Annotated in this window: 21 protein-coding genes; 13 read left to right on the forward strand and 8 right to left on the reverse strand. The window is 40.3% G+C overall.

What is annotated here, in order from left to right; all coding sequences use genetic code 11:
* Positions 1 to 97: 97 nt before the first annotated feature.
* The 4 genes from QYC40_RS18455 to QYC40_RS18470 form a co-directional block, all read right to left on the reverse strand.
* Positions 98 to 835 carry a zinc ribbon domain-containing protein gene (locus QYC40_RS18455; RefSeq protein WP_301991710.1) on the reverse strand — a complete coding sequence of 246 codons (738 nt, stop codon included), beginning with the start codon at positions 833 to 835 and terminating at the stop codon, positions 98 to 100.
* Entirely contained in the window at positions 835 to 1,932 is a 1,098-nt protein-coding gene (locus QYC40_RS18460; protein ID WP_301991711.1) for a Nif3-like dinuclear metal center hexameric protein, read from the reverse strand. Before QYC40_RS18460 ends, QYC40_RS18455 begins: the two co-directional genes overlap by 1 nt.
* A complete protein-coding gene (locus QYC40_RS18465; protein WP_301991712.1) occupies positions 1,922 to 2,407 on the reverse strand; it encodes a hypothetical protein in 486 nt (161 codons plus the stop codon). The genes QYC40_RS18460 and QYC40_RS18465 overlap by 11 nt, the downstream gene beginning before the upstream one ends.
* A gap of 91 nt (positions 2,408 to 2,498) precedes the next feature.
* Positions 2,499 to 3,212 (reverse strand): SAM-dependent methyltransferase, encoded by a 714-nt coding sequence (locus QYC40_RS18470; protein ID WP_301991713.1) that lies wholly within the window; start codon positions 3,210 to 3,212, stop codon positions 2,499 to 2,501.
* 229 nt (positions 3,213 to 3,441) lie between these two features.
* Here QYC40_RS18470 and apaG point away from each other — a divergent pair, with 229 nt between their 5' ends.
* The 4 genes from apaG to QYC40_RS18490 all read left to right on the forward strand — a co-directional run bounded on the left by apaG (position 3,442) and on the right by QYC40_RS18490 (position 9,468).
* Positions 3,442 to 3,828 carry a Co2+/Mg2+ efflux protein ApaG gene (apaG, locus tag QYC40_RS18475; protein WP_149527591.1) on the forward strand — a complete coding sequence of 129 codons (387 nt, stop codon included), beginning with the start codon at positions 3,442 to 3,444 and terminating at the stop codon, positions 3,826 to 3,828.
* 97 nt (positions 3,829 to 3,925) lie between these two features.
* Positions 3,926 to 5,773 (forward strand): ABC-F family ATP-binding cassette domain-containing protein, encoded by a 1,848-nt coding sequence (locus QYC40_RS18480; RefSeq protein WP_301991714.1) that lies wholly within the window; start codon positions 3,926 to 3,928, stop codon positions 5,771 to 5,773.
* A 72-nt stretch (positions 5,774 to 5,845) separates the two neighbouring features.
* Entirely contained in the window at positions 5,846 to 7,705 is a 1,860-nt protein-coding gene (gene mnmG, locus QYC40_RS18485; protein WP_301991715.1) for a tRNA uridine-5-carboxymethylaminomethyl(34) synthesis enzyme MnmG, read from the forward strand.
* Between the two features lie 77 nt (positions 7,706 to 7,782).
* Positions 7,783 to 9,468: an Ig-like domain-containing protein gene (locus QYC40_RS18490; RefSeq protein ID WP_301991716.1), complete on the forward strand. Its 1,686-nt coding sequence runs from the start codon at positions 7,783 to 7,785 to the stop codon at positions 9,466 to 9,468.
* On the opposite strand, the gene QYC40_RS18495 is transcribed toward QYC40_RS18490, so the two are convergent.
* Both QYC40_RS18495 and nadB read right to left on the reverse strand, forming a co-directional pair.
* Positions 9,465 to 9,983 (reverse strand): gamma carbonic anhydrase family protein, encoded by a 519-nt coding sequence (locus tag QYC40_RS18495; RefSeq protein ID WP_301991717.1) that lies wholly within the window; start codon positions 9,981 to 9,983, stop codon positions 9,465 to 9,467. The two genes, QYC40_RS18490 and QYC40_RS18495, sit on opposite strands and share 4 nt — an antisense overlap.
* A 15-nt stretch (positions 9,984 to 9,998) precedes the next feature.
* Positions 9,999 to 11,591 (reverse strand): L-aspartate oxidase, encoded by a 1,593-nt coding sequence (gene nadB, locus QYC40_RS18500; protein WP_301991718.1) that lies wholly within the window; start codon positions 11,589 to 11,591, stop codon positions 9,999 to 10,001.
* Between the two features lie 479 nt (positions 11,592 to 12,070).
* On the opposite strand from nadB, the gene nadA reads away from it, so the two are divergent.
* The 5 genes from nadA to QYC40_RS18525 all read left to right on the forward strand — a co-directional run bounded on the left by nadA (position 12,071) and on the right by QYC40_RS18525 (position 17,118).
* Positions 12,071 to 13,069: a quinolinate synthase NadA gene (nadA, locus tag QYC40_RS18505; protein WP_301991719.1), complete on the forward strand. Its 999-nt coding sequence runs from the start codon at positions 12,071 to 12,073 to the stop codon at positions 13,067 to 13,069.
* Positions 13,070 to 13,077: 8 nt separating this feature from the next.
* Positions 13,078 to 14,115 carry a thiamine-phosphate kinase gene (gene thiL / locus QYC40_RS18510; RefSeq protein WP_301991720.1) on the forward strand — a complete coding sequence of 346 codons (1,038 nt, stop codon included), beginning with the start codon at positions 13,078 to 13,080 and terminating at the stop codon, positions 14,113 to 14,115.
* A gap of 527 nt (positions 14,116 to 14,642) precedes the next feature.
* The gene (locus QYC40_RS18515; RefSeq protein WP_301991721.1) at positions 14,643 to 15,380 is read left to right on the forward strand and encodes a LuxR C-terminal-related transcriptional regulator; all 738 of its coding nucleotides are present in this window, start codon (positions 14,643 to 14,645) and stop codon (positions 15,378 to 15,380) included.
* A 692-nt stretch (positions 15,381 to 16,072) separates the two neighbouring features.
* On the forward strand, positions 16,073 to 16,273 hold the full coding sequence (locus tag QYC40_RS18520) for a hypothetical protein (RefSeq protein ID WP_301991722.1): 201 nt from the start codon (positions 16,073 to 16,075) through the stop codon (positions 16,271 to 16,273).
* A 35-nt stretch (positions 16,274 to 16,308) separates the two neighbouring features.
* On the forward strand, positions 16,309 to 17,118 hold the full coding sequence (locus QYC40_RS18525) for an IS3 family transposase (RefSeq protein WP_301990011.1): 810 nt from the start codon (positions 16,309 to 16,311) through the stop codon (positions 17,116 to 17,118).
* A gap of 67 nt (positions 17,119 to 17,185) precedes the next feature.
* On the opposite strand, the gene QYC40_RS18530 is transcribed toward QYC40_RS18525, so the two are convergent.
* On the reverse strand, positions 17,186 to 18,793 hold the full coding sequence (locus tag QYC40_RS18530; RefSeq protein WP_301991723.1) for an acyl-CoA carboxylase subunit beta: 1,608 nt from the start codon (positions 18,791 to 18,793) through the stop codon (positions 17,186 to 17,188).
* A 136-nt stretch (positions 18,794 to 18,929) separates the two neighbouring features.
* Between QYC40_RS18530 and QYC40_RS18535 the strand changes: the two genes are divergently transcribed.
* From QYC40_RS18535 to QYC40_RS18545, 3 genes are read left to right on the forward strand one after another with little or no spacing between them, the layout of a single operon-like run.
* Positions 18,930 to 20,081 (forward strand): acyl-CoA dehydrogenase family protein, encoded by a 1,152-nt coding sequence (locus QYC40_RS18535; protein WP_301991724.1) that lies wholly within the window; start codon positions 18,930 to 18,932, stop codon positions 20,079 to 20,081.
* Positions 20,071 to 20,931: a hydroxymethylglutaryl-CoA lyase gene (locus tag QYC40_RS18540; protein WP_301991725.1), complete on the forward strand. Its 861-nt coding sequence runs from the start codon at positions 20,071 to 20,073 to the stop codon at positions 20,929 to 20,931. Before QYC40_RS18535 ends, QYC40_RS18540 begins: the two co-directional genes overlap by 11 nt.
* The gene (locus QYC40_RS18545; protein WP_301991726.1) at positions 20,921 to 21,667 is read left to right on the forward strand and encodes an enoyl-CoA hydratase/isomerase family protein; all 747 of its coding nucleotides are present in this window, start codon (positions 20,921 to 20,923) and stop codon (positions 21,665 to 21,667) included. The genes QYC40_RS18540 and QYC40_RS18545 overlap by 11 nt, the downstream gene beginning before the upstream one ends.
* On the opposite strand, the gene QYC40_RS18550 is transcribed toward QYC40_RS18545, so the two are convergent.
* Positions 21,664 to 22,413, reverse strand: a complete 750-nt coding sequence (locus QYC40_RS18550; RefSeq protein ID WP_301991727.1) for a ScpA family protein — start codon at positions 22,411 to 22,413, stop codon at positions 21,664 to 21,666. The two genes, QYC40_RS18545 and QYC40_RS18550, sit on opposite strands and share 4 nt — an antisense overlap.
* A gap of 148 nt (positions 22,414 to 22,561) precedes the next feature.
* Between QYC40_RS18550 and dxs the strand changes: the two genes are divergently transcribed.
* A complete protein-coding gene (gene dxs / locus QYC40_RS18555; protein WP_301991728.1) occupies positions 22,562 to 24,490 on the forward strand; it encodes a 1-deoxy-D-xylulose-5-phosphate synthase in 1,929 nt (642 codons plus the stop codon).
* Positions 24,491 to 24,842: the final 352 nt, after the last annotated feature.

Below are 24,842 nucleotides of genomic sequence, written 5' to 3' on the forward strand. Positions count from 1 at the left end.
ATAAAAGGCTGTTGCAACATCGCCTATATCGAACATGTTACAACACAAAAAAGCCGGACATTGTCCGGCTTAGGAATATTTTTATCTAAATAAGGTACTAACCTTCTCCGTTAGCAATCTCTTCATCAACCAAAATACGACCACAGTGTTCGCAAATGATGATCTTCTTACGCTGACGAATCTCTGACTGTAACTGAGGTGGAATCTTGTTGTGACATCCTGAACAGCTATCACGTTCGATGAAAACAACAGCTAATCCATTACGGAAAGAGTTACGAAGTTTGTTCGTTACTTTCAATAAACGATCTTCAATGTTCTTTTCAGCAGCTTGTGCCTCAGCAAGTAACTGATCTTCTTCTTTCTGAGTTTCAGAAGTAATGGTATCCAGTTCTTGTTTCTTAGCTTCCAATTCGCCTTTGCTGAACTCTACGTTTTTCAAAGTAGCATCGTAAGATTCAGTTTTGTTCTTGATTTCGAACTCCGCTTCACGAATACGCTTTTCACAAACTTGAATCTCTAATCCTTGGATTTCAATCTCTTTAGAGATTGCATCATATTCACGATTGTTTTTTACTTCGTTCAGTTGCGCTTCATATTTCTTGATCGCTGTTTGCGAATCTTTAATCATATTCTTGCGCTTCACAATTGAATCCTCTAACTCGTCTAATTCGTTACGAATTTTTTCAATACGTGTATCTAGACCCGCGATCTCGTCTTCTAGGTCAGCTACCTCAATAGGTAACTCGCCACGTACCTGGCGAATTTTATCGATTTGGGTTTGAACTGATTGCCAAGCCCATAATGCTTTTAGTTTTTGTTCTACGGTTTGTTCCATTAACTGTAGTATTTTATTGGATTTGTGTCTATTTCCGTCAATAGGACAGCAAAGTTAGCAAATTTTTTCCGAATTATATCCAATAATAATTCTTGTGTAAATTGTTCACTTTCAAAATGTCCAATATCGGCGATTACTATTTTACCTTCTGCATCGAAAAACTCATGATATTTATAATCCGCTGTGACAAAGATATCAGCACCCGAACGAATAGCATCGTTTAGTAAGAAACCTCCAGCACCTCCGCAAAGCGCAACACGACTGATATTCTTACCTTGCGTTGCTGTGTGCCGAATGACTTTTAAATTGAACTTCTCTTTCAAATAAGCTAGGAATTCTGGCTCACTCATCGGGGTTTCCAGGTTACCAATAGCGCCGGATCCGACGTAAGAATGCGTGTTTTCCAAATTGATGATGTGGTATGCGACCTCCTCGTACGGATGCGAAGCAAACATTGCTACCAATATCTGACGCTCCAACTGCACAGGGAAGATCACCTCTATTTTCGTTTCTTCTACACGTTCCTGCGCACCAACTTCTCCAATGGTTGGATTTGCTCCTTCCAAAGGCCGAAATGTGCCGTATCCTGCAGTATTGTAACTGCACTGATCGTAATCTCCTATTTGTCCTGCTCCAGCCTCGAAGATAGCTTCTCTCACAGCATCAACATGGGTTCTAGGAACATAGACTACCAATTTCTTCAGAAGCCCTGCTTTTGGTCGTAACACCGCCTGGTTCTGTAAGCCTAATCGATCGGCCATCTTAGAGCTCACTCCGCCTTGAATATTATCCAAATTCGTATGGATCGCATATAAAGCGATATTATTCTTGATCGCCTTGATTACCGTTCGCTCGACGTAGTTTTTACCGGTCAGTTTCTTCAATCCTGAGAAAACTATGGGATGATGAGATATGATCAAGCCACAACCCTTAGCAATTGCATCATCGACAACGGCCTCTGTGCAATCTAAAGAGATCATCGCCTTATCAATTTCCTGTTCCGGGTTTCCAACGATCAGGCCCGAGTTATCATAACTTTCTTGATAATTCAACGGAGCTATTTGCTCCAAATAGGATGTAATATCTTTAATCTTCATCTTCCGTCTGATTATTTAATTGTTGTTCTTTCCATATATCATGCGCCAGCAATAAAGATCTATACTGATTGATTTTGAACCAATAAGTAACGAAATAAACAAGGCTCACAATCATGCTTAGCATTTTCCAGAAAATAGGAAAAGGCATATTGTATATCAGAAAAGACCAAGCAAAGGTCATTCCGGCGCCCATGGAAGGGTTTTCTTCTACGGGAATCTTTCGATCGTAAAACTCATTGTTAAGGGAATAGGACAAGCGCCTCGCCACTTCGAAATTCCAATAAATATTGAAGAATGGGATGACCAGGAACCAGGCCTGATTGGGGAGAATAGCTCTATTTTCCTTAGAAATAAGCTTTAGCGTGTTTTTAACGGTATTGGCAAATAGCAGCCAAACCACTAAAATTACTATAAAGAAAATGATCGCTAATCGTTGAAAATCTGCTAGTACTTCGGGAGATAATATTTCGGGCATTTATTTACTATTACTCAATATGAAAAATGACTCCAATAAAGATACAAAAGATACGCAGTTTAAGCGACTTTAATCGACCTTCTTGTTGGAATTAGCCTGCAAATAATAAGAAAATACAAGGTTTCTTATGCAAGTCTATCGGATGATTTCTCCACTTCTCGACCGTTTGTGTATAGATAAACTCATCTTCAGCAGTGATGTTACATGCAATACATAGTTTCGTTTGTGGCTTAGCAGTCTTTAGGATCTCCGATAGTAATTGATTGTTTCGGAACGGCGTTTCGATGAAAATTTGTGTTCTTTTTTCTCTCGCGCTTTCTTGTTCAATATCCTTTATTTTCTTCGTTCTAGCAGCTTTATCGATTGGTAAGTAGCCAAGAAAGCAAAAGTTCTGACCATTGAATCCTGAAGCCATAAGCGATAAAAGAATAGAGCTTGGCCCCACCAATGGCACGACTTTAATTCCGCGCTTGTGTGCCTCAAATACAACATCAGCACCAGGATCCGCAACGCCAGGACAACCTGCTTCCGACATCAAACCCACATCCTCGCCTTTCAATGCAGCTGCAAATAGTTCCTGATAATTGACCTTATCACGAGCATGTTTTCCGTAGTCATGAATCTTTAGTTGATTTTGTGGAGTCTTCAGTCCGGCCTCCTTTAGAAATTTCCTAGCTGTCTTTTCGTTTTCTACGATATACTCTTTAATATGGTTAATCAATTCTAAATGAAATGGGGTATACGATAGTTTCTCAGCCTGTTCTGCTAACGGTACGGGGATCAAATAAAGGGTTCCTTTTGCCATAATGCAAACCTACTTATTTAAAGTTTTAAAACCTTTAGGAAGTCGAATTTATTGATTCAAGCCACGTCTCTAATCCTTCTACGACCTATCGTATCAGAATGAACCCCTTGACAATCTAACCGCTAGTGCACAAACACTTATGTAAAATAAATGTAGAAATATAGCCTATTTTCAAACGATAGTGTGATTATATTTGTCTGAATTATAAGTTTTAATATATTTGACTGAAATGGCGACACAAACCACATCAGGCGTAAAGATATCGGTTGAAGCGATCTATCAATCCGAATATTCCAATCCAGAGAATGAGCACTTCATGTTTGCTTACCGTATTACTATAGAAAATACGAGCGAATATACTGTACAGCTTATGCGCAGACATTGGAATATCTTTGATTCCAATGGCGACACCAAGCAAGTTGATGGCGAAGGCGTCGTTGGTGAGCAACCAGTGCTCCAGCCTGGCGAAGTCCATCAATACGTTTCAGGATGCAATCTGAAGACCGACTTAGGCTTCATGGAAGGATATTATGAGATGTTGAGACAGCTGGATAACTCCATCTTCCATGTCCACATTCCTCGATTTAATCTGATCGCAAGCTACCGTTTGAACTAAGACCAAAGGTCAGCCCTCTGTCTACTTTTCATTAATAGAGAGTACTTTTATAAATATTTAATAATTTTGTGCTTGGATAATTACGTCAACACAGCAGGTGAGTATACTAAGCACAGAACAAGTTAGCCATTCCTATAACGATAAATGGCTATTTACTGATTTACATTTTGCATTGCAGAAAGGTGATCGGGTAGCATTGGTCGGAATCAATGGAACAGGAAAATCTACCCTATTAAAAATATTAGCCGAAACGGTTATTCCCAACAAAGGTCGTGTAGTAAAAGAAAAAGGATTGCGCGTGGGCTACCTCCCACAAGATCCTGATTTCTCTGATCTAAAAACCATCAATGATTTTATCTATTCCGCTGAAAATGAGCAACAACAGCTCATTAAAGAGTACGAAGAAATGATTGATAATCAAGATGTTAACTCTAAAAAGTTTCAGGATCTAACAGATAAGCTGACTGCATTGAATGCCTGGGAATATGAGAATAACATTAAAACTATTCTCAATAGATTTCAGATCAAGAACTTCAATCAAAAGATCGAATCGCTGAGCGGCGGACAGAAGAAACGTCTGGCTTTGGCAAAACTTCTGATCGACGAACCGGATATCTATATCCTGGATGAGCCGACCAACCATTTGGATATTGAGACCATTGAGTGGTTAGAAAAGCTACTTACAACTGGCAGCAAAACGGTGCTCCTAGTCTCTCACGACAGATACTTTTTAGATAACATCTGTACGGAAATTAGAGAGCTGGACAAGGGTAGCGTCTATCTATACAAAGGCAACTACGCATACTTCTTGGAGAAGAAAGCAGAGCGCGAAGCCAATGATATCCTTGCGGCAGACAAAGCGAGGAATCTATGGCGTAAAGAACTAGATTGGATGCGTCGTCAACCACAAGCCCGAGGTACGAAAGCAAAGGCGAGAATAGAATCATTCTACGATCTGGAAGAGCGATCGAAAGGTCCAAGACAGAAAGACCAAGTAGAGCTAAGTGTTAAAGTATCCCGTCAAGGGAATAAAATCTTAGAGTTAGAGCAAGTAGGATTTGCTGTCGCAGACAAAACCATCATCAACTCCTTTACCTATACTTTTAAGAAGGGAGACCGTATTGGTCTAGCCGGCAAAAACGGGAGTGGTAAGACCACCTTTCTAAATCTAATTACCGGTGCCCTCACCCCAACTCAAGGGAAAATAGAAGTAGGTGAAACAACCAAGTATGGTTACTACAAACAGGAAGGATTACAGGCACAACCAGACGAGCGTGTTTTAGATGTCGTTAAGAATATTGCCGACTTCATCGAGATGAAGAATGGAGAAGTTATCACGGCATCTCAGCTGTTGACAAAATTCTTATTTCCGCCAGAGAAGCAATTCGGCTTAGTCAACAAACTAAGCGGAGGAGAGAGAAAGCGACTACAACTAATGCGCGTATTAATGGCGAACCCTAACTTCCTAATACTCGATGAGCCGTCCAACGATTTGGATATCGACACATTAAATGTATTAGAAGATTTTCTGGAACAATACCCGGGTGTCCTTATCTTAGTATCCCACGATCGTTATTTATTAGACAAGCTAACAGATCAACTCTTCATCTTTACAGGCGATGGAGAAGTTGTTATATATAACGGTAATTATGCCGACTTCAAATTAGAGCAAGAAGAACTTAATAAAAAGGTCGAGAAGAAAGTAGAAAAACCAAAGCCGGTCGTTGAGAAAAAACAAAAGCTCAGTTTCAAAGAACAGAAAGAATTTGAAACTTTAGAAAACGAAATCTCCGAATTAGAAGAACAGATAGCCGACTTAACCAGTACGCTATCCAACACAACCGATCACGTCGAGTTACAAAAGATCGCAGAAGAAATAGAAAAACAAAAAGAAGCGCTTGATACAAAAAGCGAACGTTGGTTAACCTTAGCAGAATTCGCATAAGGTTCCACGTGAAACCATAATAAAAACAACGGGTAAAAGAACTTCGTTCCACGTGGAACAGAAAAGATAAATATGTTTAAGAAATATAACGTCATCGTAGTTGGAGCCGGCCACGCCGGATGTGAGGCCGCAGCAGCAGCTGCAAACTTAGGATCATCTGTATTGCTCATCACCATGAACATGGGCGTCATCGCACAGATGAGTTGTAACCCCGCTATCGGCGGAGTAGCAAAAGGACAGATTGTTCGAGAGATCGACGCCATGGGCGGATACACTGGTATCATCGCTGATAAATCTACTATACAATTCCGAATGCTGAACCTATCTAAAGGACCAGCAATGTGGAGCCCCAGAACACAAAACGACAGAATGCGTTTTGCTGAAGAATGGAGATGGCAATTGGAATCTCTACCAAATCTAGATATGTGGCAAGACACAGTAAAGGAAGTCATCGTCGAGAACAGTAGAGCAAAAGGTGTCATTACATCAATGGGAATTCGTATCGAATCTGATGCAGTAGTATTAACAAATGGTACTTTCTTAAATGGTGTAATCCATGTCGGCGAAAAGAAATTTGGCGGAGGTAGAACAGGTGAAAAAGCAGCAACCGGATTGACAGAACAATTAGTATCATTAGGATTTGAATCCGGAAGAATGAAAACTGGTACTCCCCCACGTGTTGATGGAAGAAGCTTAAACTACTCCTTGATGGAAGAACAATGGGGCGATGAAAAAAGAGGTAGATTCTCTTATACCAAAGTCGATGTACCAACCGAACAACGTTGTTGCTGGATTACTTATACCAATGCAGAAGTGCATGAAGTATTAAAAACTGGCTTTGAAAAATCACCGATGTTCACTGGCAGAATCAAAGGTTTAGGACCAAGATACTGTCCATCCATTGAAGATAAAATCAACAGATTTGCCGAGCGTGAAAGACATCAGATCTTCGTAGAACCAGAAGGATTCCGAACAGTAGAAATATATGTCAATGGATTCTCCACCTCTTTACCTGAGGACGTACAATTACAAGCATTACAATTAATCCCTGGATTTGAAAATGCCAAGATGTACAGACCGGGCTATGCCATCGAATATGACTTCTTCCCTCCTATGCAACTCGACCTTACTTTAGAAACGTTGCACGTGAAACATCTATTCTTCGCAGGACAGATCAACGGAACGACGGGATACGAAGAAGCCGCAGCCCAAGGATTCGTAGCAGGTATCAATGCACATCAAAGAATAAACGATCTTCATGAGCTGATCTTGAAAAGATCTGAATCTTATATAGGCGTACTAATCGACGACCTCGTAACAAAAGGTACGGAAGAACCTTATCGTATGTTTACCTCAAGAGCAGAACACCGACTACTCTTACGTCAGGATAATGCGGACATCCGCCTAACCCCTATCGCACATCAATTAGGTTTAGTATCCGATGAACGGTTGGCAATCGTAAATGAAAAAGTAAAAAACTCAGACGATATTGTCGACTACTTCAGATCGAACTCCGTATCAACAGAAACCATGAACCCGGTATTAGCAGAAAAAGGTTCCAGTCTATTGACACAAAAAACCAGACTCTTCAATATACTCAGCAGACCACAAATAGAAATCAAAGACCTTGCGAAAGCTGACGAAGAACTACGAAACTACTTAAGTCAATTTGACGAAGAGACGATCGAGCAAGCTGAAATCAAAGTGAAATACGAAAGCTACTTCGAGAAAGAAATGGAAATCGTGAATAAAATGAAAAAGATGGAAGACAAAGAAATCAATCCTGACTTTGATTATAATTCATTAACTTCCCTCTCTATTGAAGCGCGTCAAAAACTATTGAAAGTGAAACCAAGAACATTAGGACAAGCGTCACGTATTTCTGGAGTTTCACCTGCAGATATTAGTGTTTTAATGGTACATATGAGTTAATATACTGAATATCAATGTATTAACTATAAAAACAATACGATTAAAATAAAGCGATATAAACGAATAAAATAAATTTTATGACTTCAGATTCCAAAAAAGGTGAAACCTCTTTAAATCGCTTAAAAATAGCCTTAAATACAAAATGGCCATTTTTATTAGTTTTAATGGTCATCAGCTTTAGCTTTTTTCAATGTGCAAACATGCAACGACCAAGCGGAGGACCAAAAGACTCTATCCCTCCGAAAGTCTTGAACGAATCTCCAGCTAACCTGACAAAGAATTTTAAAAGCAAAGAGATTGTATTAACTTTTGACGAGTACATTAAAATAACGAATCAGCAAAAGGAGTTCACTATCTCCCCCGATGTCGAGACGCAACCCATTTACAAAATCAAGAAGAAGAACTTACATATTGTTCTTCCCGATTCCCTAGAAGCGAATACAACTTATACCATCAACTTCGGTAAAGGTCTTGTTGATTATAACGAAGGCAATCCCCTACCCAACTATACCTATGTATTTGCAACCGGCAATCAACTTGACTCGCTATCGATTAGCGGAAAGGTAATCAATGGTTATAAAAAGACATTCGACTATTCAGAAGACAAAGACGTCAATGTCATTCTGATCCCAACAGCGAGAGATAGCATATTCGGAAAGCGAAAAGCATCCTATTATACCGCTGTAGATTCGTCCGGAAATTTCCAATTCAATAACCTGCGCGAAGACACCTACCGAATCTATGCCATCAAAGAACAAAATAACGATAAGATATTTAATGGTGCAGACGAGTGGATCGGTTTCCTACAAGACAGCCTCGTGTTAACCAATAATATACATAACATCCGTTTAGAATACACCAAAGGTAAAGCCGCTTTCCTACGTAATCTGGACAAGAAAATGGAAAAAGATGGTAGTCTATTCCTAACCTTCAACAGGTCATTAGAAGATCCTGACCTAAGGATTATTGCTCCTGCGGAACTCGAAGCAAATAAAATCGTTCGTTTCAATGAAACCTTAGATACAGCGAGAATGTACTTGGAATCTGTGGATATCGATTCCTTGCATATCGAACTATCCGAAGCTGGCAAAGTGATGGATACGATTAAATTCCGTAAACCACGGAACCTAAAGACCGAGCGAATCATAGAGCCAAAATTCAATATCACGAATAAAGTAGATCGTGTAAAACATCTGGAATTGCGTGCCAACTACCCCATCGCATCAGTAGATAAGAATAAGATCATCCTTAATGAAGATTCTGTTTCACGTCGAAACTTCCAACTACAGCAAGATAGTATAGACAAGGAAATGTATCATATCCGCTTCAACTGGCGACCAAACAAAAACTACGAACTCATTTTACAGGAAAAAGCAATTCTAGGACCTTTCGATGAATTCAACAAGGAGTCGAAAACACAATTCACATTGAACGAGACGGAGAACTATGGCGATATCACGCTCACATTCAACGGTTTAGACCAAACAAAAAGCTATATTATAGAGTTAATAGACGAGAAAAAAGATAACATATTCGATAAACGAATCCTATCCGGCACCAACAAGCTTTCCTATATCAAATTCAATGGAGGGAAATATAGTATCCGTATCATTGAAGATAGTAACAATAATGGGAAGTGGGATACTGGAGACGTCTATACCCGACGAAAACCGGAGCGTATCTGGTACCTCGATCGTACATTCACCATCCGAGCCAACTGGGAACAGAACGAAACTATCGATGTAAAGTTTGAAGAAAATTAATCCTGATCGGTAAACCAGGAACTATAAAGCACATAATTGTGCGGAAGACGTTTTAAAAGATCAAGCTGCTCCTCTGTGAGCGGCTTGATCTTTTTAGCGGGTACACCGGCATATAAATAACCAGACTCGCAAACCATATTTTCCAATACAACGGCGCCGGCAGCAATAATGACATTTGGTTGTACATGCGCCCTATCCATCACAATAGCACCCATCCCTATCAAAGCATAATCATCTATGCGGCAACCGTGTACAATAGCATTATGACCAATATTCACGTAATTACCAATATCGGTACCATTCTTCTGATAGGTACCATGTATCGTTACATTATCCTGAATGTTAGAGTACTCCCCAATTTTGATATAATTCACATCGCCGCGGATCACCGCATTGAACCAGACGGAACAATGATCAGCAATCGTAACATCACCGACAATAGTCGAATTAGGCGCTATAAAGCATTCTTCTCCAATAATAGGGTGTTTCTCTAGCACAGGTAGTATCGTAGCCATAAAGTATTTAAAATTCTATAAAACAGTGTCTTTCAATTCATCAGCATGCTGAGGATAGTCAGTCGTATAATGTAAGCCGCGACTCTCCTTACGAAGGGTAGCAGATTTTACCACTAAAAAAGCGACCTGAATCACATTACGAAGCTCACAAAGCTTAACCGATAATCGAGTGTTCTTATAAAAAGCTTCGGTTTCCTCGTGCAACAAGCCTAAACGGCGCATGGCTCGTTCTAAACGAAAATCAGAACGCACAATACCCACATAATCGCTCATCAACTTCTGTGTTTCACGTAGATTATGTGTCACTAAAATATCTTCATTCGATAAAGCCGTATTCGACTCATCCCAGGAAGGAATGCCCTCTTGAAAATCTATTCCAGGAAAAACCTCACTCGCATTCTGGAAAATACGATGAGCATAAACTGCAGCTTCAAGTAATGAATTGGACGCCAAACGATTAGCACCATGTAAACCTGTAGAAGAGCATTCGCCACAAGCATATAGATTCTTGATCGACGTAGCACCAAATTCATCGACCATGATCCCCCCACATAAATAATGCGCAGCAGGTGAAACCGGAATATAGTCTTTCGTCATGTCCAAACCTACAGACAAACACTTTTCATAGATGTTAGGAAAGTGTGAAAGTATATCTGCCTTGGAACGATGTGTAATATCGAGGTACACGTAATCCAATCCAGATTTCTTCATCTCGGCATCGATCGCCCTAGCAACAATATCCCTCGGCGCTAAAGAAGCGCGTTCATCATACTCCTCCATAAAGGATTCACCGTTCACACGACGTAATACGCCTCCGAAACCTCGCACAGCCTCTGATATTAAAAAAGCAGGATATTCACGAGGATTATACAAGGCCGTCGGATGGAATTGAATAAACTCCATATTACGAACTTTACCCTTCGCGCGAAACACCATCGCAATTCCATCACCAGTTGCTATTGTGGGATTCGTTGTGGATGAATAAACGTGCCCTGCACCGCCTGTGGCCATTAATGTGACCTTTGCTAACACTTTTTCCACATTCTTTGTGCGGGTATTTAACGCGTATATACCATAACAAGTGATATTATCCGAACGTTTATCCACATGTTCACCCAAATGATGCTGCGTTATTAAATCAACAGCAAAATAATGTGTTAATATCTCTATATTCGGATGGGCATGTATCTTAGCTAATAAAGCACGTTCAATTTCATACCCCGTAATGTCCTTATAATGAAGTATTCTGTGCATAGAATGCCCACCTTCTTTCGCTAGATCATACTCCCCGGAGTCTTCCTTGTCAAAAGAAGTCCCATATGCTATCAGCTCTGCAATACGGTCCGGGCCCTCTTTCACCACGTTTTCCACAACTTGTGGATCGCATAAACCATCTCCAGCTATTAAGGTGTCTTGAATATGCTTCTCAAAACTGTCCGTCTCGTCCGTCACAACAGCGACACCACCCTGTGCATATTTCGTATTCGACTCATCCTCATTGGCTTTCGTCACAATCAACACCTTGCCAAGGTCAGCAGCTTTCAATGCAAAACTTAATCCTGCAATCCCAGAGCCGACTACCAAAAAATCTACTTTTCTATCCAGCATCTATAATCAACTATTATTCTAATTAGGAATCAACAAATTAACAAATAATGTGCAAAACATGTAAATAAGAAGTGAATTAAAAAGGAAAACTATTTATTAATCCACAATCCACAGGTTTTACACACAAATATTACCAAAATATTAAGAGAATGTGTTACGAATATTAACAAATCCCAACAGAAATAAAATGAACAATAAAATATGGAAAAAATAATAGCTCAAAAAAATAGGAATTGAAAATCAGCACTTAAAGGGTTGAAAACTGTGGATAAATTGTGGAAAAACATAGAATAACGAAGAAATAAAATCTAAAATCACAAATTTATCCCCATTATCCACACACTAATAAACAACAAGATTCTCTTTTATAAAAAACATTATAATTTATTGAAAAAAGGGAATGTGGATTTCGTTTGAATTTCTTTCTTTACTTTTGTGCTATTGATGAGTCAAAGAAATCAGTTTACTTAGAAAAGCAAATGAACACTACTTTTGAACAAGACCTTTCGGCAAAAGGATTTATTGATGTGGATATTGACCCGACGATTGATTTAGTCGCTGAGATCAATAGGCTGAAGAAGGAAAAGAATGCCGTTATCCTAGCGCATTACTACCAAGATTCTGAAATCCAAGACCTTGCAGATTATATCGGCGATAGCTTAGGTTTATCCCAACAGGCAGCGAAGACCGATGCAGATATGATCGTTTTTGCGGGTGTGCATTTCATGGCCGAAACAGCCAAGATCCTTTCACCATCGAAAAAGGTATTGCTCCCAGACTTAAAAGCAGGATGCTCATTATCAGATAGTTGTCCTCCACACTTATTTGCTAAGTTTAAAGAGAAATATCCAGATCATCTGGTCATCACTTATGTGAATTGTACCGCGGAGTTAAAAGCTCTTTCGGATATCGTTTGTACCTCAAGCAATGCGGTACAGATTGTTGAAAGTCTTCCGGCAGATCAAAAGATCATCTTTGGCCCGGATCGTAACCTAGGCGACTATGTTAAGAAGAAAACAGGCAGAGATTTAGTGCTATGGAATGGCGCTTGTATGGTACATGAGATTTTCTCGCAAGAAAAAATTGATGCACTAAGACTTGAATATCCGAACGCGAAGTTTATCGCACATCCAGAATGTGAAGATCATATCTTAGCGCAAGCTGATTATATCGGTTCCACATCCGGAATGTTGAAATATACGATCGAAGATCCTACGGATACTTACATCGTTGCGACGGAGTCTGGTATTTTGCACCAAATGCAGAAGGCTAGCCCTTCAAAGACATTCATTCCTGCACCTCCAAACAACCTATGTGCATGTAATGACTGTCCTCACATGAAATTAAATACCCTAGAGAAGCTGTATAACTGTCTTTACTACGAGCAACCGGAGATTGTTCTTTCAGAAGACATTATCGCTCGTGCGCAAAAACCGATCGAGCGTATGTTAGAGATATCAGCAAAACTAGGTCTATAAAATACAATATGTTCGATAATAAAGATAAGACAAACCTTAATGAACTTGGCGAGTTCGGATTGATCAAACACCTGACGAGCCAGATTGAGTTAAAGAATGAATCCTCAGAAAAAGGCATTGGCGACGATGCTGCAGTGTTAGATTTCAGAGGTAAGAAGACCCTGATATCCACGGATTTGCTCTTGGAAAATGTACACTTCGACCTTCGCTATGTACCGCTTAAACACTTAGGATACAAGGCTGTACAGGTGAATCTTAGTGATATCTATGCCATGAACGGTATAGCCTCACAAGTAACTATTTCCATAGGTTTATCATCTAAATTTCCATTGGAAGCCATCGAAGAATTGTACCAAGGAGCATTGTTTGCCTGTGAGAAATACAATGTCGACCTTATTGGTGGCGACACTTCCACATCCGCTCAAGGCTTAGTGATTTCAGTAACCAGCATTGGATATGCTGATGAAGATCAGGTAGCTTTGCGCTCTGGCGCAAAAGAAGGCGATCTTATCTGTGTATCAGGTGATCTTGGTGGTGCTTATGTAGGTCTCCAATTATTGGAAAGAGAGAAGCAGATTTTCTTAGAAAACCCTAATATACAGCCCGATCTGGAAGGTAAAGACTATATCGTAGAGCGTCAATTAAAACCAGAGGCCCGTCGTGATGTGGTGGAACTATTCCGCCATTTAAACGTGAAACCTAATGCCATGATCGACGTATCAGATGGTCTAGCATCCGATCTATTCCATATCTGTAATGCCTCGAAACTAGGCTGTAAATTATACGAAGAAAAAATCCCTATCGATCCCATGACCTACGAGACAGCTCGTGAGTTCGGTTTAGACCCAACCGTATGTGCACTTAGTGGCGGTGAAGACTACGAACTGCTCTTCACAATACCTCAAAGCGAATACGATAAGGTTAAAAATCAATTAGATATCTCTATCATCGGCTATATGACCGAAGAAGCTGCCGGCCGACAACTGATCTCTAAATCAGGAAATGTACATGAGCTGAAAGCGCAGGGGTGGAATGCTTTTTCGTAGTAGATTTTAGATATTAGACATTAGAGCAGGGCGCCGATAAGGCGCCTTTCTTTTTGCTATTTGTAGGCTGTTTTGAACGTTTGTCTTGAACCAGGAAAGGATGGATTTTAGGATTGACAGGATACGGTCTAATATCTGATGTCTAAGAACTAATATCTCGTCTGAACCAGGAAAGGATGGATTTTAGGATTGACAGGATACGGTCTAATATCTGATGTCTAAGAACTAATATCTCGTCTGAACCAGGAAAGGATGGATTTTAGGATTGTCAGGATCGGTCTAATATCTAATGTCTAAAATCTAGTCTGAATCAGGAAAAAAAGGATAAAAAGATGAGTAGGATCATGGTTATCTTTTCATCCTTCCTTTCTTGGTTCAGACAAATCATCTTTTCTGCAACAAATAAAAGATAACCTTTGATATTTGCGCAAACAAAGGAGCCTAAACGGCGCCCTGCTCTAAAGTCTTATATCTAACATCTAATGTCTCAATACTTTTACTATATTTGATTACCAAATTATTAACTATTGAGCTGGAAGGAACTAGTTAAATCTGCTGCATCTCTATTAGCAGAATTGAGTGAGCAAGGAAATCGTTTATATAACGATAATATTGCCCTCAAATTAGATAGCTATTATTTCATTTTCGACTGTGTTAACATCAAGATAGTGTCGTTTTCGGAGGACTTTACCCGAATACTGGGCTATGATACTGATACCTTTAGCATGGAAGGATTGATAGATATTATCCATCCCGACGATCAACGCTACTTTATTTTACACGAAAAACAAGCGCTGACTTTTTGCTTAAGTATCCCCATTGAGAAGCAAACGCACTTTAAGATTGTTCATGACTTTCGTGTAAGGAAGAAATCCGGACAATATATACGCATTTTGCAACAAACTGTTGCCTATGAGATCAACGAAGTCTGTGTATTAAAAACCTTGGTTCAACATATTGACATCACCGCGATAAAGATGAGCAATGAACCGGAGCTTCATTTTATCGATCTTAAAGGCTCAGGATCGATTTATAATGTACGAGAGGAGAATTTACTCGCCCCACCCCCATCCTTTCAACTGACGAAGCGAGAGATAGAGATTCTGCAATTATTAGATCAAGCTTACAAGTCAGAACAAATAGCCGAGAAATTATTCATCAGTATCCACACCGTTAGAACCCACCGCAAAAACTTACTCAACAAAACAGAATGTGATAACACCATCGATTTATTGAAAAAGGTGAAAGCGCTGAAGTTGATTTGATAGTAGTTAGTATTTAGACCTTGGGTGGGAGTTGATATATGCTTTTAGATATTAGAGTATGGAGCCGATTAGGCTTTTTTTTACGAGGGGTAGTTGGCCGAATAGGTCTTTATACTAAGTACTAAGTACTAACTACTTTTTCTGAACCAGAAAAGAAAGGATGCAAGGATTGGCAGGATCGGGTTTAATGTCTATCGTCTTATAACTTACTTCTAGTCTAACATTTTTTCACTGCCCTATATGACCCAATGCATAGCCCTTCTGGAGCGGCTTTGATTGGGGTTTGTATTGGGTTATCATTGGGTTTAAAAGGGAACTAAGCTGACTAAGTCTTAAGTTAGTATTTATTAGTAGTTGGTACTTGTCTTGAACTAAGAAAAAGTAGTTAGTATAAAGACCTATGCGGACCCCCCCCTTTAAACCACAAAAAAAGGAGCCTAATCGGCTCCCTATGTCCATCCCTGAAATAGGTTGACCACAAAATGGAGGTACTAAATGCAAACAAATTTGCGGTTAATCAGGAAATCACGGGTTTATTCTGATGATTTTAAGCGGGAAATAGTTTCCCTATTTGAGAGTGGGAAGTTGAGTGTTCTACAGTTAGAGCGGCTTTATGGAATAAGTAATCCCACGATCTATAATTGGATCTTAAATTTTCTAACTTTAATGAGAAAGGACAACGTATAATGGAGATGAAATCAAGTAGCACCCACAAAGTAAAAGCCATGGAACAGCGTATCCGTGAGCTGGAGCGGATGATCGGCCAGAAGCAGATCAAGATCGATTTCTTGGAGAAGATGATTGACATCGCTGGAGAGGATCTTAAGGTCGATATCAGAAAAAATTTCAACACCCCACCATCGGATGGTTCCGGGAACACGCAGGAAAAATAGATTATTCCCTCAATCAGCTTTATAGAACCGTTGGTGTGAGCAAACAGGCGGTGCATCAGCGCGCTGTTCGCCATTCCCGTTATCAGGTTCAATTCGCTGAGCTGATCGAAAAAGCGGATAAAGTGCGTAAGGAACATCCCGGTTGTGGGGTGGAAAAACTGTATTATATGCTCCGTCCGGATTTTGTGGGGAGAGATCGTTTCATAGAGACCATGATGTCTTTAGGATATCGATTGAAGGTCAAGAAGAACTATCGCAGGACGACTCGCGGGCTTTCCACAGCCTACCCTAATCTGATCAATGGCTTGGTTGTAGGGACTCCCAATCAGGTTTGGCAATCGGACATCACCTACTTCTACGTGGGCGATAGGTTCTACTATGGAGTGTTCATTATCGACGTTTACACCAAAAAGATCGTTGGATATCAAGTATCCAATCATATGCAGTCAACAGCTAATCTTAAGGCACTACGAATGGCCCTTAAGAATAACGGGGCACCCCAATATCATCATTCAGACCGAGGTGCCCAATATCATGCGACAGCTTATCTGCAGCTGTTGAAAGAGAATAATTGCAGGGTGAGCATGGGCAAGAGTGCCCAGGACAATGCATACGCTGAGCGGATCAATGGAACCATCAAGAATGAGTATCTGGATTATTGGAAGCCTAAGACGTTCGAAAGCTTAAAAAAAATGGTCAATAGAGCTGTCAAACAGTACAATAAACGAAGACTGCACAACTCATTACATAGGATGTCGCCAGAGAGTTTCGAAGAAAAGTGGTTTAGGGAGATATTGTCTCCTAAACCACTAATAACTATATTTGATCAAGTTGATAAATTGTAAAAACGGTCAACACTATTCAGGGACAGACACTACTCTAATGTCTTATATCTAAAATCTGATATCTGATCTACGTCTGAATAACACCTACCTTATAGTCGGGTATATTTGGATTATGGGTTGCGGCTTCTATTCCCATAGAAATTATTTTTCGGGTTTCTGCCGGGTCGATTACACCGTCTACCCATAAGCGGGAAGCTGCATAATAGGGACTCAATTGTTCATTATATCTTTCTTCGATGTCTTTGAGTAGCTTATTTTTTTCTTCTTCGCTAAGTGTGACATTTTTCGATTTGAGGGTTGCTTCCTGTATTTGCAATAAGGTTTTACCTGCTGATGCACCGCTCATTACGGCTATTTTTGCAGTCGGCCATGCATAGATCAGACGTGGATCGTAGGCTTTTCCGCACATCGCGTAGTTTCCGGCTCCATAACTGTTGCCGACCATAAAGGTGAACTTAGGTACGACGGAGTTTGCCATAGCGTTGACCATCTTAGCACCGTCTTTAATGATTCCGCCATGCTCGGCTCTGGAGCCTACCATAAAGCCGGAGATATCCTGGAAGAATACCAATGGAATCTTCTGTTGGTTGCAGTTCATGATAAAGCGTGCGGCTTTATCGGCCGAATCCGAGTAGATTACTCCGCCCATCTGCATCTCGGTTGAATTGCCCGGTTTCTTAGCTTTTACTACTTCGCGTTGATTTGCCACGATACCGACAGCCCAACCATCAATACGGGCTAAGGCGCAGATTAACGTCTTTCCGTAGTCCTTTTTATATTCCTCTAAACTTCCCTTATCCACAATGCTTTTTAAAACCTCCAACATGTTGTAAGGCTTTAAACGATCTTCAGGAAAGTAATTATATAATTGATCTATAGTGTATTCCGGAGCAATTGACTCTACTCTGGAGAACAGGGCTTTAGGGCTGGCGCCGAACTTATCCACAATATTCTTGATGGCATCTAAGCAAGACTCATCATTTGGATATTTGTTGTCTGTTACGCCTGATATTTCGGAGTGCGTTGCTGCACCGCCTAAGGTTTCGTTATCAATATTTTCGCCGATGGACGATTTTACCAAGTAGGAACCAGCTAAGAAGACCGAACCAGTACCTTCAACGATAAGTGCATAATCAGACATGATCGGTAAATAGGCACCACCTGCTACGCAGGAACCCATAATAGCAGCGATCTGTGGAATTCCCATTGCGGATATCTTTGCATTGTTACGAAAAATACGGCCGAAATGTTCCTTATCCGGGAAGATCTCGTCTTGCATAGGTAAATACACACCGGCAGAGTCTACCAAGTAAATAATAGGGAGATTATTCTCCATGGCAATCTCCTGTGCCCTCAGGTTCTTTTTACATGTAATCGGGAACCAAGCACCCGCTTTTACGGTAGCATCGTTTGATACAGCAATACATAATCTATCCTTTACATAGCCCATCACGACCACAACTCCCCCATTAGGGCATCCACCATGTTCCTTGTATTGTCCTTCTCCAGCAAAGATCCCTATTTCGGTATAAGGCCTGTTTTCATCCAATAGATAAATAACGCGCTCCCACGCTGACATCTTTCCTTTTTCACGTTGTTTTTGGATTTTATCTAAGCCTCCACCTAATAGTAAAGCCTCCCTCTTTTTCTGAAGTTCATTAATTAAAGTGTGCATATTGGTTATTAAAATAATGTAAATTTAAACTGGTCAAAAAAACTTTATTTTATAAATATCATAAAATATTATTTGTTTTTTATAATCTTTGTAAAAAATATTTAAACCCAAATATAAACTAAAATAAAATAATATTATGTTTCAAGTTAGTTCGGACGAGCAGTTAATGCTGGTCAAGGAAAGCGCTAGAAATTTTGCCGTCAATTACATTAAGCCGTACGTGATGGAGTGGGATCAAGCCCAAACCTTCCCTATCGACGTATTTAAAAAATTGGGAGAGCACGGCTTTATGGGGATCGTCGTACCTGAGCAGTACGGCGGTTCCGGCTTAAGCTACCAGGAATACATCACTATTCTTGACGAAATTTCTAAAGTGTGTGGATCTATCGGCCTATCGGTAGCTGCGCATAACTCATTATGTACAAATCATATCTTGTCTTTTGCGAATGAAGAGCAAAAACAGCGTTACTTACCGAAACTGGCTAGCGGTGAGTGGATCGGTGCATGGGGCTTAACAGAACCAGGATCGGGATCTGATGCTGGTGGTATGAACACTACAGCTGTTATTGACGGAGATTACTTTGTTTTGAACGGCGATAAAACCTTTATTACACATGCGATTAGCGGTGATGTAGCCGTAGTGATGGCTCGTACAGGTGAGAAAGGTGATAAAAAAGGTATTTCAGCTTTTATTATTGAAAAAGGAACGCCAGGATTTACAGCTGGTGCGAAGATGGATAAGTTAGGGATGCGTGCGTCGGAAACAGGATCTTTATTCTTCGATAACTGTCGTATCCACAAAGACCAATTGATCGGCGAGATCGGTGATGGTTTTGTGCAAGCATTGAAATTATTGGATGGCGGACGTATCTCTATCGCAGCTTTATCTTTGGGTATTGCACGTGGAGCCTACGAATGTGCCTTGAAATATGCGAATGAGCGTGAGCAATTCAACTCTAAAATTTTTGATTTTCAAGCTGTAGGCTTTACATTAGCAGATATGGCGACGAAGATTGAAGCTTCGGAGCTATTGATCCGCAAAGCTGGTCTTTTAAAAGATCAGGGCAAGAAAGTGACTCGTGAAGGTGCTATGGCGAAGTTGTTTGCTTCGGAAACGGCGGTAGAAGTTTCAAACGAAGGGGTACAGATCTTGGGTGGATATGGATTTACCAAGGATTTCCCTGCGGAGAAATATTTTAGAGATGCGAAGTTATGTACGATTGGTGAAGGTACAAGCTCGATCCAACGTATGGTTATTGCTAGAGAAATTAAAAAAGATGTCGAATAATAATCCTTTTGTAAGCTTAGTCGATTGTCCTCGGGATGCTATCCAGGGGATAAAATATCCTATAGATACCAAACGCAAGATTCAATATATTAATCAGTTGATAAAAAGTAAACTGTTTGATTGTATTGACTTTGGCAGTTTTGTTTCTCCAAAAGCGGTTCCGCAGATGGCTGATACAAAAGAGGTGTTGGAGGGATTGGAAAAAGATGAGCAGGTTAAGTTATTGGCTATTATAGCCAATCAACGAGGCGCGCAAATCGGGGCTGAGCATCAACAAATTGATTATTTAGGTTTTCCGTTTTCTATTTCGGAGACCTTTCAACAAAATAACACGAATTCAAGTATCCAGGAGGCCTATGTAAATGTACAGGGCATCCTGGATATTTTAAATAAAGCAGGCAAGCAAGAGCTGGTAGTTTACATCTCGATGGCCTTTGGTAATCCTTATGGGGACGACTGGAGCATGGTTTTGGTAAGCGATTGGATCGGTAGGCTACGAGAGGCTGGCGTAAGCAATTTTTCTATTGCTGATACAACGGCTGAAGCAACCCCGGAATCGGTTGGAGAACTGTTTAGAAAATTAGGATCTGATTTTCCGGATAACTCTTTCAGTATCCATTTGCATAGCCAGATTGAGAGTGCTTTATTGAAGGTAAATGCGGCTTATGATGCTGGTTGCCGACGTTTTGAGGGCGCAATATTAGGCTATGGTGGCTGTCCGTTTGCGAAAGACGAATTGGTAGGCAATATTCCTACGGAATTGTTGGTAGACCGTTTTAATAAGGGTTCTTACGAACAAGTACAGCAATTGATGTTTGGTTTTCAAGATTTGATTCGCAATGAACTATAATTACATTCAAACGAACGTTGACAGTTATATTTTTTCGCTAACACTAAATCGTGAGGCGAAGAGAAATGCTTTTACACCGACGATGGTCAATGAGATTGCTCATGCCCTGGCGGAAGCGGATGCCGATGATCGTGTGAAAGTGGTTGTCGTTCGTGCAAATGGCCCTGTCTTTTGTGCAGGTATGGATTTGAAGACCTATCAAGATCCTAGCTTGGATCAGCAGAATCCAGAGATTCAAAATCAGACGATATCATTAGGTGAGGTTTTCGATCGCTTGAACAAGCCGTCCATTGCCGTGGTTGAGGGTGATGTTATTGCTGGTGGCTTTTTGTTTATCTTGGGTTGTACTTATGTTTTGGCTAAGGAAAACTTAAATTTTAAGCTACCGGAAGTTAATTTAGGTATTTTTCCGTTTCAGGTATTGGCGAGCTTAGTTCGCGTGATGCCGGAAAAGAAGGCCTTACAGCTTTGTTTAGATGGCGAGCCATTTACGACATCAAAGGCAATGGCATATGGCATTGTGGATGATTATCTGGTAGACGAGCGTTTGCGCGATTTGATTGCTTCTTTCGAGAATAAGAACACCTATGCCCTACAAGCTGGGATGGAAGCCTTGAAAGCGATCAGAGGAATGGATTCAAAGGGACAATACGATTACCTGTTGACCTGTTTATCTAAATTGAGAGATAAAGAAGAGGTTAAAAGGCAAATTGCTGATCAGCTAAAGAAAGATTAAGAAACCTTTTTATTGATAAAGAAATTGTTGTATCCCAAGCCAACTTCGATATCTAGCAACTTTTGTTGCAACATCTCCAGTACGGCTAAGAAATTATAAACAAACTGTACTTTATTTTCTGAATGTTTGGCGATAGCCGAGAAATCTAAGGTTTTATTAAGTTCTATAAGCTCTGAAATTGCTTTCTTTTGCTGCTCGATGGTGTAAGGGTACTTAACGACCGTATGTTTTACTTCCTGAATACGGTGCGTATAATTGTACATCATTCTTTCGTACACCATCATCAAGCGGTAGAGGGTAAAGGAAGACAGTTCTTCTTCAGTATTGCGGATGGATTTCGAGGCGATCTTGAGGTCTTGAGCGATATTGCCGCGTTCAAAATGCATCGCGCGCGTTTCTTCCATCACTTTGAGTTCTTCGGTTACCACCTTGAACTGTTTATAGAGCAATAGTTTTTGAACAAGTTCCTTTTTCAGATCGACTTCGTTCTCATTTTCATCAAGCTCCGGACGAGGCAATAACATTTTGGCTTTGATGCGCATGAGGGTCGAGGCTACGAAGATAAATTCACTCGCCAGTTCGATGTTCAAGGCCTGCATATGTTGTATATAGGCTAAGAAATCGTCGGTAATTTTTGAGATAGGGATATCGTGAATATTCAATTCATCTCGTTCGATAAAGAAGAGAAGTAAATCAAATGGCCCTTCAAATTGGGCGAGTTTAATTTCGTAGTTGCTTGCCTCCATAGAAAGATCAAAAATAAGGATTTAATCCCGAATCTTATTGATTTTTGCGGAATTGGAGAAAACAATATGCGCTATAAAATTGTATATATATTCCACAGTTAGAAGAATAAATTGTTACTTTGTATCTTATTTTGAAATTTTTCAAGTTATGCAGGTAGAAGCAGGAGAGCTACTAAAGAAAATACAATATCCAGCAGATCTAAGAGACTTAAAAGAAGCTGACCTAGAGCAGGTTTGTAAAGAACTTAGGCAATTCATCATCGATATTGTATCGGTCAATGGTGGACATTTTGCGGCAAGTTTAGGTGTTGTTGAATTGACAGTTGCCTTACATTACGCCTTAAATACTCCTTATGATCAGATTTTATTCGATGTTGGGCACCAAGCCTACGGTCATAAGATCCTGACTGGTCGTCGTGATACTTTTCATACCAATCGTCTTATCGGAGGTTTATCGGGATTCCCGAAGCGTTCGGAGAGCGAATATGATGCCTTTGGTGTGGGCCACTCGTCTACATCAATCTCTGCCGCATTAGGCATGGCGGTTGCTTCGGAATATAAAGGCGAAACCGATCGTCAGCATGTGGCGATCATAGGTGATGGCGCATTAACGGGCGGGATGGCTTTTGAAGCATTAAATCATGCGGGTATAGAGAAATCGAATCTGTTGGTCATCTTAAATGACAACTGTATGTCCATCGATCCGAATGTTGGGGCGATGAAGGAGTATCTGACCAGTATAACGACTTCTAAGAGCTATAACCGTTTTCGTGATGATTTGGTGTCGGTATTATCGAAGATCTCTAAAAAGGGTCCAAATGCATATGGATGGGCAAAAAAACTAGAACAAAGCATCAAGGGAACTTTATTAAAGAATTCTAACCTTTTCGAATCTTTAAATTTCCGTTATTTCGGACCAGTAGACGGACATGACGTCAATAAATTGGTGAAGACCATTGAAGACTTGAAGCATATCAATGGGCCGAAGTTGTTACATGTAGTAACGGTAAAGGGAAAAGGCTATGCTTTGGCGGAGAAAGATCAAACCAAATGGCATGCTCCGGGTCTTTTTGATAAGATTACCGGCGAGATAAAAAAGAGCATATCAGATAAACCACAGCCACCGAAATACCAGGATGTTTTCGGACATACCTTAGTGGAGCTGGCAGAGGCAAACGATAAAATCATGGGGATTACACCGGCGATGCCGAGTGGATCTTCGATGAACATTATGATGAAAGCGATGCCTAACAGAGCTTTCGATGTGGGTATCGCGGAACAGCACGCGGTTACATTTAGTGCGGGCTTGGCTGCACAGGGCTTAGTTCCCTTTTGTAATATCTATTCCTCTTTTATGCAGCGCGCCTATGATCAGGTGATTCATGATGTAGCCTTACAGAACTTAAACGTGGTATTCTGTTTGGACCGTGCCGGTTTAGTGGGTGCAGATGGACCTACGCATCACGGTGCTTATGATATCTCTTTTATGCGTTGCGTTCCGAATTTGGTGGTTTCATCACCCATGAATGAGGAAGAACTTCGCAATCTGATGTACACATCGCAATTACCGGATAAGGGTCCTTTCGTGATCCGTTATCCACGTGGTAATGGGGTTATGCCAGATTGGAAATTACCTTTTAAGGAGATTCCTATCGGCAAAGGCAGAAAGATCTATGATGGGGAGGATATTGCTATCTTGACCTTCGGACATATCGGTAATGAGGCTAGCAAGGCTATTCAGAAGCTTTCTGAGGATGCGATACATCCGGCACATTACGATTTGCGTTTTGCGAAGCCTTTGGATGAGGACATGTTGCACGAAGTTTTCAAGAAGTTCAATAAAGTGATCACTGTTGAAGACGGATGTCTTCCTGGAGGTATTGGTTCTGCGGTATTGGAATTCATGGTAGACCATCACTACGATGCCGACGTGACCCGATTAGGTATCCCAGATACGATTGTGGAGCATGGTGAACAGGCTGAATTGTGGCAAATCTGTGGTTATGATGCTACAGGTATCGAAGCGACGGTCAGAAAATTAACCAAGGGTATAAAAACGGAAAGTTTGGTAGGATAATTGCTATCATTTATAAGGTTTTACAGAAACTTTAAAAGAATAAAGAAGAGAAGCCACGCGGCTTCTTTTTTTATTAAAAGTTTTCCACACTCAAAAACTTAAACTTAATTTTTCCTTTAAAAAATTGAATTTTGATCGAGGTATTTTCAAGGTGTTGAAAACTAAATTTGTGTTCATTTCTAAACCTGTTAAATCATAAAAATTACAATTAAATTGCTGTAAACAAGTGATTTAACATTTTTTTACCAAATTAGTTTTTTTGGTAGAAAAAAATGGTCATATTCGTAGTAGGCAAAAGTTATAAACAGAATTTTTGTCAATTATTGGTTATCAAGTTATTAACAAATATAGA

This window comes from Sphingobacterium sp. BN32 (assembly GCF_030503615.1).
GTDB lineage: Bacteria > Bacteroidota > Bacteroidia > Sphingobacteriales > Sphingobacteriaceae > Sphingobacterium.

Bases quoted from the DNA above. Each gene is read 5' to 3' on its own strand.
- dxs (WP_301991728.1), top strand. From the start codon at position 22,562: ATGCAGGTAGAAGCAGGAGAGCTACTAAAGAAAATACAATATCCAGCA.
- nadB (WP_301991718.1), bottom strand. From the start codon at position 11,591: ATGCTGGATAGAAAAGTAGATTTTTTGGTAGTCGGCTCTGGGATTGCA.
- QYC40_RS18550 (WP_301991727.1), bottom strand. From the start codon at position 22,413: ATGGAGGCAAGCAACTACGAAATTAAACTCGCCCAATTTGAAGGGCCA.
- QYC40_RS18530 (WP_301991723.1), bottom strand. From the start codon at position 18,793: ATGCACACTTTAATTAATGAACTTCAGAAAAAGAGGGAGGCTTTACTA.
- QYC40_RS18545 (WP_301991726.1), top strand. From the start codon at position 20,921: ATGAACTATAATTACATTCAAACGAACGTTGACAGTTATATTTTTTCG.
- QYC40_RS18455 (WP_301991710.1), bottom strand. From the start codon at position 835: ATGGAACAAACCGTAGAACAAAAACTAAAAGCATTATGGGCTTGGCAA.
- QYC40_RS18460 (WP_301991711.1), bottom strand. From the start codon at position 1,932: ATGAAGATTAAAGATATTACATCCTATTTGGAGCAAATAGCTCCGTTG.
- thiL (WP_301991720.1), top strand. From the start codon at position 13,078: ATGTTCGATAATAAAGATAAGACAAACCTTAATGAACTTGGCGAGTTC.
- QYC40_RS18520 (WP_301991722.1), top strand. From the start codon at position 16,073: ATGAAATCAAGTAGCACCCACAAAGTAAAAGCCATGGAACAGCGTATC.
- QYC40_RS18490 (WP_301991716.1), top strand. From the start codon at position 7,783: ATGACTTCAGATTCCAAAAAAGGTGAAACCTCTTTAAATCGCTTAAAA.
- QYC40_RS18540 (WP_301991725.1), top strand. From the start codon at position 20,071: ATGTCGAATAATAATCCTTTTGTAAGCTTAGTCGATTGTCCTCGGGAT.
- nadA (WP_301991719.1), top strand. From the start codon at position 12,071: ATGAACACTACTTTTGAACAAGACCTTTCGGCAAAAGGATTTATTGAT.
- QYC40_RS18465 (WP_301991712.1), bottom strand. From the start codon at position 2,407: ATGCCCGAAATATTATCTCCCGAAGTACTAGCAGATTTTCAACGATTA.
- apaG (WP_149527591.1), top strand. From the start codon at position 3,442: ATGGCGACACAAACCACATCAGGCGTAAAGATATCGGTTGAAGCGATC.
- QYC40_RS18535 (WP_301991724.1), top strand. From the start codon at position 18,930: ATGTTTCAAGTTAGTTCGGACGAGCAGTTAATGCTGGTCAAGGAAAGC.
- QYC40_RS18470 (WP_301991713.1), bottom strand. From the start codon at position 3,212: ATGGCAAAAGGAACCCTTTATTTGATCCCCGTACCGTTAGCAGAACAG.
- mnmG (WP_301991715.1), top strand. From the start codon at position 5,846: ATGTTTAAGAAATATAACGTCATCGTAGTTGGAGCCGGCCACGCCGGA.
- QYC40_RS18495 (WP_301991717.1), bottom strand. From the start codon at position 9,983: ATGGCTACGATACTACCTGTGCTAGAGAAACACCCTATTATTGGAGAA.